The organism is Streptomyces monomycini (assembly GCF_022271435.1).
In the GTDB taxonomy this organism is placed as follows: Bacteria; Actinomycetota; Actinomycetes; order Streptomycetales; family Streptomycetaceae; genus Streptomyces; species Streptomyces monomycini.
Genome location: NZ_JAFIQY010000023.1, coordinates 124565 through 131065, shown reverse-complemented (window position 1 = coordinate 131065; position 6501 = coordinate 124565). Strand labels below are relative to the sequence as shown.

Sequence of the window (6501 nt, the reverse complement as noted above, 5' to 3'; positions counted from 1 at the left end):
CCCGCCCCCCACCCCCACGCCCGAACCGACCGGCAGCCCCACCCCCGTACCCACCCCCACCCGCACACCGCTCCCGACGATCACCCCCACTCCGACGGTCTCGCCCACCCCCACCCACGGCCCGACCCCGCCCGCGCACTGCCACTGGACCTGGCACTGGGGCCCGGTCCGGATCTGCCGTATCGGCTGACGCCGCCGCGGCTTCAGTCCGTGACCGTGCTGCGGTTCTCGTAGGCGAGGTCGCCGTACTCGGGGTGCCGCGCCATCCACTCCGCGACGAACGGGCACACGGCCAGCACCCGCAGCCCGTCCGTCCGCGCCGCGTCCAGCGCGTGCCGGGTCAGCGCCGAACCGACGCCGTTGCCCTCGTACACCGGGTCGACCTCGGTGTGCACGAGGGCGATGAGTCCCTCGGCACGCAGATAGGCCGCCACGCCCGCCACTTCGCCGCCGAGCCTGGCCTCGTAGCGGTTCGCGGCGCGGTCGTCGGTCACCGTCACCGGGGCCGGCGCGTTCATGAACGGATCTCCTGCCGGTCCATCGCGGTCTCCTCCCGCTTCGCCCCCGGCTGCTTCCGCACCCCTGTTCAGCACAGTAGGAGCGGCGCCGGGCCGGCGCGAGGCGAGGCGCGTACGGAGGCGCGTACGGGAATGCCTGGACGGGGCGTCTCCGCTGGGCTAGCTTCCAGCGTCATGAGGGTCATGGGGAAGCCGGGACAGCCAGGACAGCCGGGGCGCGGGAGACGCGGGCGCGGAGTGTGGGCGGTGGCCTGCGCCGCGGTGCTCGGCGTCGCGGGCGCGGCCCCCGTGTCGGCGCAGCCGTCCGCCGACGCCCGGCCCGCCGCGGGGCCGCTGACGGTGTCCGGGGTGCTGGGCGGCGGCTGGGACGAGAAGGACAGCGACAGCGACGCGCGCTTCCGCGGACTGGCCGCCGTGAGCCGCAGTACCGCCTGGGTCGCGGGCACCGGCGGAACCGTGCTGCGCACCCGCGACGGCGGCGACCACTGGCGGGACGTCTCGCCGCCGGGCGCCGGGAAGCTGGAATTCCGCGACATCGAGGCGTTCGACGCGCGGCACGCCGTGGTGCTGGCGGCCGGCGAGGGCACGGCGTCCCGGGTCTTCCGTACGGACGACGGCGGCGCCACCTGGACCGAGAGCTTCCGCAACACCGACCCGCGCGCCTTCTACGACTGCATGACGTTCTTCGACAGCAGCCACGGCATCGCGCTGGCCGACCCGGTCGACGGGGCCTACCGCATCCTGTCCACCGTCGACGGCGGCCGGAACTGGCGGGTGCTGCCCACCCGCGGCATGCCGCCCGCCCAGCCCGGCGAGGCGTCCTTCGCGGCCAGCGGCCAGTGCCTGGTCAGCTCCGGCGCGTACGACGCGTGGTTCGCCACCGGCGGCGCGGCGAAGAGCCGCGTCCTGTACTCCCCGGACCGCGGCCGCAGCTGGACCGTCTCCGAGACGCCGGTCCCGGCGGGCGACCCGGCGCGCGGCGTCTTCGGCCTGGCCTTCCGCGACCGTACGCACGGGCTCGCGGTCGGCGGCGACCACCGCACCGGCAGGCCCTCGCCCAAGGCCGCCGCGGTGAGCGCGGACGGCGGCGCGTCCTGGCAGGCGTCCGCCCGGCCGCCGAAGCGCTACCGGTCCGGGGTGGCCTGGTTCCCCCGCACCACGCGCGTCGCCCTGGCCGTCGGGCCGACGGGCAGCGACGTCACGCTCGACGGCGGCCGGTCCTGGCACACCTTCGACCGCGGCTCGTACGACACCGTCGACTGTTCCGCCGACTTCGGCTGCTGGGCGGCGGGGGAGGACGGGCGCGTCGCCCGCCTGGAGCCGTGACGCAGCGGCCCGGGGGACGCGCGGAGACCGTCGCTCCCGGCCTCAGGCCACCCGCGCCGACACCGCCACGACGTGCGGCGCCGCCAGGTAGCGCGCGAACAGTGACGCGCTGCCCTCGGCGGCGGTGCGCGGCAGCTGCCAGGCGATGTCGGTGAACCCGGCCTCCGTCAGGGCCCGTTCGTGCGCTTCGCGGGACCAGTAGTAGGCGGTCACCTGGAACGTCTCCTCCTCGGCCCGGCCGTGCAGCCCGACGGGGTCGCCGTCCCGCAGGTGGGCGTCGGCCACGGTGAGGTCGAAGCCGTAGGGCCGGTAGTAGTGGGGGACCGTCGCCAGATCCGGGTTGAGCGTGGCGGCCACGAAGCGGCCGCCCGGGGCGAGCGTGTCGCGGGCGGCGGCGCACAGCCGGGTGAGCGCCGCCGGGGTGGCGGCGTGGGACAGCGCGTAGACGGCCACGGTCACGTCGAAGGCGCCGTCGAGGGCGTCGGTGGTCGCCGCGTCGAGGACGCGGTACGACACGCCGAGGGGCTCCACCTCCTCCCGGTGCCGGGCGTGCGCGATCATCCCGGGCGACCGGTCGACACCGAGCACCCGGCCCGCCCCGTTACGGGCGAAGAAGCGGACGTAGTGCCCCGAGCCGCAGCCGAGGTCCAGGACCCGCCGCCCCGCCACGCCGTCCGCCGCGGCGAGGACGGAGGGCATCTCGATGTGCCGTCTGAAGGGCAGCTCGTCGATGCTGCGCTCGTGCAGCGCGGCCATGCCGTCGAAGGGGGAAGTCATGACGCTGCCTCGGGAATACGGGTCGCCGGGCGACCGGGCGGGCGGTGGACGGGGCGGGCCCCGGGAGGCCCGCAGCCTACGGAACGCATCATTCCGTAGCCGGCGGGTGTTCCCGGGGAGGCACCGGGCGAACGGACGGCGTGCCGCTCGGCGTCCTGCTCGCCCACCCGCCCCCTCTCGCGGCCGTCAGTCCAGCAGGCTCCCGAGCCGCCCCTCCAGCAGCACCAGCAACTCGGCCAGCCCCTCGGACAGTTCGGCCCGCCGCCTGCCGTCGATGCCCTCCAGCAGACCGGCCTCGTAGCGCAGTTGCTCGGGCAGCAGCCGGTCGATGACCGCGCGGCCCTCGTCGGTGAGCGAGAGGTGCGAGACCCGCCGGTCCCGCTCGTCGGGCCGCCGCGCGACCAGCCCGCGGGTCTCCAACTGCCGTACCCGCTTGGTGACCGCGGCCCCGGAGGCGAACGTCTCCCGCGCGATACGGCCCGGCGTCAGCTCACGGTCCATCCGCCGCAGCGTCCCGAGGATGTCGAACTCCGGACGGGTCAGGCCCTCCCGCCGCAGCGGCGCGTCGGCCGCCTGCTGGAGCAGCGCGGAGCAGCGGTTGAGCCGCCCGATCACCGCCATCGGGCCGGTGTCCAGTCCCGGATGGACCTGCTGCCACTGCCGCAGCACCCCCGCGACGATGTCCTCGGTCACGCGCACCTCTTCTTCCCGGGCTCTCCCGGCCCCCGTCGGCGTCCTGATTCGCGTACGGCGTGCCGCGGACCGCCGTACGGGCCCCGCGCCGCGCCGCGCCCGGCCAATTCTGCCTGGTGCCGCTTCCGGCAGCAGGGCGGGGCGGTACGGGTACGGGCCGGGCGGTGGGGGAGCGGCACGCGGCCACGGGGTACGCGGCTACGCGGCCAGCGCCGGAGCGGACAGCCGGCGGACGAGCCGGGCCAGCGTCCGGTGCCCCTGCCGCTCGGCCAGGGCGACGCGCTCCTCGGGGACGGCGCGCTGCCACCACTCGCCGGCCGACACCTCCACCGCCTCCCGCAGCTCGACCAGGCCGGCGGCCAGGCGGTCGCGCGCCCAGCCGGTCTCGCGCGCGTCGTCCTCCCGTACCGCCGGGTCCCGGTCTGCCCCCGAGGCCTCCGGGCCGCCGTCCCCCTCCAGCAGCCGGAGCGCCGCGGCCTCGGCGGCCGTCACCCGGTCCAGTGCCGCCTCGATGCGGTCGGCGGCGCGGCGGTTGGTGACCAGGACGCAGCAGGCCAGGCCCACGGCCGCGCCCACGACGGTGTCGGTCCAGCGGTCGGTGACCAGCGTCCGGGCGGGCAGATGGCTGCCGAACTCGGTCAGCAGCAGGGCCATCGGGGTGACCCAGACCGACCCGAGCCAGTAGTTGCGGGTGATGCTCGCCTCCGCGCAGAACTGGAAGGTGAGCGCCAGCAGGATCATCGCGAGGTGGCCGGTGTGGATGACCGGCAGCAGCGCGGTGAAGAGCAGCAGTCCGAGGAGGTTGCCGAGGGTGCGCTGGAGGGCTCGCTGCCACGAGAGGGTGGTGTTGGCCTGGTAGATGGAGGCGGCGGTGACCACGGCCCAGTACGGGTGGCCGACGCCGACCGCCATCGAGCCCCAGCCCGCCAGCGCGCAGCCCGCGGCCACCCGCGCGCCGATGGGCAGCAGGGGCGAGCCGGGCGCCAGGCGGTGGAGCACGGCGCGGAGGCCGTGCGGGTGGCCGGGCGCGGGACGGCGCGGCTCCGGGCCCGCGGCCCGTCCCGTCGCACGGCCCGTACGTCCTTCGCGGTCCGCGTGCTCCGCGGCGATTCCGGCCAGCTCGCCGGCCTGTGCGCCGGTGAGGGTGACCTCCGGCAGCGCCCGGCCGCGGCGCAGGTCGCGCGCCCACGCCGTGCAGCGCTCGGCCTCCTCCGCGTCGGCCCCTTGCGCGGCGAGGGCCGACTCGGCCCGTACGAGCAGCCGCTCCAGCCCCGAGCGGTCGGCGGCCCCGGCGGGGGTGCGGCCCGGGACCTGGAAGAGCGTGTGCCAGGCGGCGTTCACGGCGGCGGCGGTGGCATGCCGGGCCCGGTCGGGTGCGGCGGGGGACCCGCCGGTTTCCGGGCTGGTACGCAACAGTGCCGCGGCAGCCTCCAGCGCGCGCGCCGTGGCGATCCGCTCCGGCCCGCGCGGCCGGACCAGCGCGGGGGCCATGCACACCAGCCAGGCGAGCGCGCCGGCCCCCAGGGCCAGTGACAGGTGGAAGGGAACCTGGCCGATCCGCTGCGGTACGAAGAAGGCGGACGCCGAGATGAAGGTGAAGATCAGGTTTCCTGGCGGCCCGACGCGCGTCGCGTCGCAGACCGTCTTGTGCACGGCGGCGACCAGCGAGGCGAGCAGGACGAGCAGCGGGACCGACGTGGTGAGTGAGGCGGCGGTCAGGGCGGCGCCGAGGCTGGCGACCATGCCGAGCACCACCCACGCCAGCGTGCGCGCGCGGGCCGCGTACGGCAGGCCGTGCGCGTACAGGGCGCACATCGCCCCGGCCGAGGTGTACAGGACCAGGTCCAGACGGCCCAGCGCGAACAGGATGAACTCGGGGATGCCGAGGGCGACGACCGCGCTCAGCGCGGGCTTGTGCCAGATGTCCACGGGGCGGCGCAGCAGGACCGTGCTCCTGAGGGGCAGCGGGCGCGCGCGGACCGCGCCGGCGCCCCCGGAGAGGGCCGCTGCCTGCTTTCCCGTCGGTCTGGCATGTTTCCCCATACGAAAAGCTTAACAGGTGTTTTACTCGTAAAGGATTTGCCTTCGGGTGCTCGCCCCGCTCACCGGCCCGGCGTGGGGGAGGCCAGCACCCGGGCCCGGCACTCCGCGGGTGTGCCCCAGGCGCCACGCAGCGCTCGCGCCTTGCGCATCCACAAGGAGAGGTCCAGTTCGTCGGTGTAGCCCAGGGCGCCGTGCAACTGGAGCGCGGCCCGGGCCGCGGCGTAGGCGGCCTCGCCCGCGGCCACCTTCGCCATCGCGATCGCGGTGCCCGCGTCGGCCGGGCCCGCGTCGGCCGGGTCCGCGCAGGTCGGGTCCGCGTCGGCCGGGTCCGCGCCGCCGCCCGCCGTCCCGCCCGCGAGTTCCACCGCGGCTCCGAAGACGAGCGGCTCGGCGAACTCCAGTGCCACCAGTACATCCGCCAGCCGGTGCTTCACCGCCTGGAACGAGCCGACGGCGACGCCGAACTGGGTGCGCTGCTTGACGTACGCCACGGTGTCGTCCAGCAGCCGCCGGCCGACGCCGAGCGCCTGCGCCGCGGTGAGCAGCCGCGCGGTGTCCGCGGCGTGCGCGGCGGCGGCCCGTACGGCCGGTCCGCTCGCCAGGACGCCCCCGCCCTCCGCCGCGCACCGGGACAGTCGCCGGGACGGATCGACCGACGGCTGGACCGGTTCCGGCCCGCTCCCGCCGATCCGCCGCAGCGTGTCGCCGTGCGTGAGGAAGACGGCGTCGGCGGCCGTCGCGTCGAGGGTGTACGGCCCGTGCGCCGGATCCGCGTACGAGATCATCGCGTCCCCTGCCGCGATGGCGGGCAGCCGGCGCCCGGCCGGACCCGGGTCGTCGAGCCGGCCGAACAGCGCGGCCGCCGCGGCCGTCTCCACCAGCGGGCCCGGGACGGCGTGCCGCCCCGCCTCGACGTACGCCACGACCAGTTCGACCGGCAGGAACCCCGAGCCCCCGTACTTCTCCGGTACGGCCAGCCCGAACACCCCGGCCTCCCCGAGCCGCCGCCACACCGCGCGCCCGGGGGCGTGGTCTCCGGCACCCCAGGCCCGTACGGCGGCCGGGGTCTCCGCCGCCGCCAGCAACCGGCCGAGCGTCCGCCCGAAGTCCCGCTGCTCGTCGTCCAGGAGGAACCGCATTCCTC

The 6501-nt window shown here is 76.4% G+C and carries 7 protein-coding genes; 2 read left to right on the top strand and 5 right to left on the bottom strand.

Going from position 1 to position 6501, the window contains the following annotated elements; translation table 11 throughout:
* Positions 1-190: hypothetical protein (locus JXZ78_RS24605; protein ID WP_238783346.1), on the top strand; the 190-nt coding region annotated here is incomplete at its 5' end.
* 13 nt (positions 191-203) lie between these two features.
* Here JXZ78_RS24605 and JXZ78_RS24600 read toward each other — a convergent pair.
* The gene (locus JXZ78_RS24600; RefSeq protein WP_030023975.1) at positions 204-518 is read right to left on the bottom strand and encodes a GNAT family N-acetyltransferase; all 315 of its coding nucleotides are present in this window, start codon (positions 516-518) and stop codon (positions 204-206) included.
* Between the two features lie 183 nt (positions 519-701).
* On the opposite strand from JXZ78_RS24600, the gene JXZ78_RS24595 reads away from it, so the two are divergent.
* Entirely contained in the window at positions 702-1844 is a 1143-nt protein-coding gene (locus JXZ78_RS24595) for a WD40/YVTN/BNR-like repeat-containing protein (RefSeq protein ID WP_106968911.1), read from the top strand.
* 42 nt (positions 1845-1886) lie between these two features.
* On the opposite strand, the gene JXZ78_RS24590 is transcribed toward JXZ78_RS24595, so the two are convergent.
* The 4 genes from JXZ78_RS24590 to JXZ78_RS24575 form a co-directional block, all read right to left on the bottom strand.
* On the bottom strand, positions 1887-2621 hold the full coding sequence (locus JXZ78_RS24590; RefSeq protein WP_050502953.1) for a class I SAM-dependent methyltransferase: 735 nt from the start codon (positions 2619-2621) through the stop codon (positions 1887-1889).
* A 186-nt stretch (positions 2622-2807) separates the two neighbouring features.
* Positions 2808-3314, bottom strand: a complete 507-nt coding sequence (locus JXZ78_RS24585) for a MarR family winged helix-turn-helix transcriptional regulator (protein WP_030023978.1) — start codon at positions 3312-3314, stop codon at positions 2808-2810.
* A gap of 198 nt (positions 3315-3512) precedes the next feature.
* Complete coding sequence (locus JXZ78_RS24580; RefSeq protein ID WP_033039705.1) at positions 3513-5357, bottom strand: FUSC family protein; 1845 nt, start codon at positions 5355-5357, stop codon at positions 3513-3515.
* Between the two features lie 59 nt (positions 5358-5416).
* Positions 5417-6496, bottom strand: a complete 1080-nt coding sequence (locus JXZ78_RS24575; protein WP_030023980.1) for an acyl-CoA dehydrogenase family protein — start codon at positions 6494-6496, stop codon at positions 5417-5419.
* Between the last annotated feature and the right edge of the window lie 5 nt (positions 6497-6501).

Coding starts and splice junctions, on each gene's coding strand:
- JXZ78_RS24600 (WP_030023975.1), bottom strand. CDS start 518: ATGAACGCGCCGGCCCCGGTGACGGTGACCGACGACCGCGCCGCGAAC.
- JXZ78_RS24575 (WP_030023980.1), bottom strand. CDS start 6,496: ATGCGGTTCCTCCTGGACGACGAGCAGCGGGACTTCGGGCGGACGCTC.
- JXZ78_RS24590 (WP_050502953.1), bottom strand. CDS start 2,621: ATGACTTCCCCCTTCGACGGCATGGCCGCGCTGCACGAGCGCAGCATC.
- JXZ78_RS24595 (WP_106968911.1), top strand. CDS start 702: ATGGGGAAGCCGGGACAGCCAGGACAGCCGGGGCGCGGGAGACGCGGG.
- JXZ78_RS24580 (WP_033039705.1), bottom strand. CDS start 5,357: ATGGGGAAACATGCCAGACCGACGGGAAAGCAGGCAGCGGCCCTCTCC.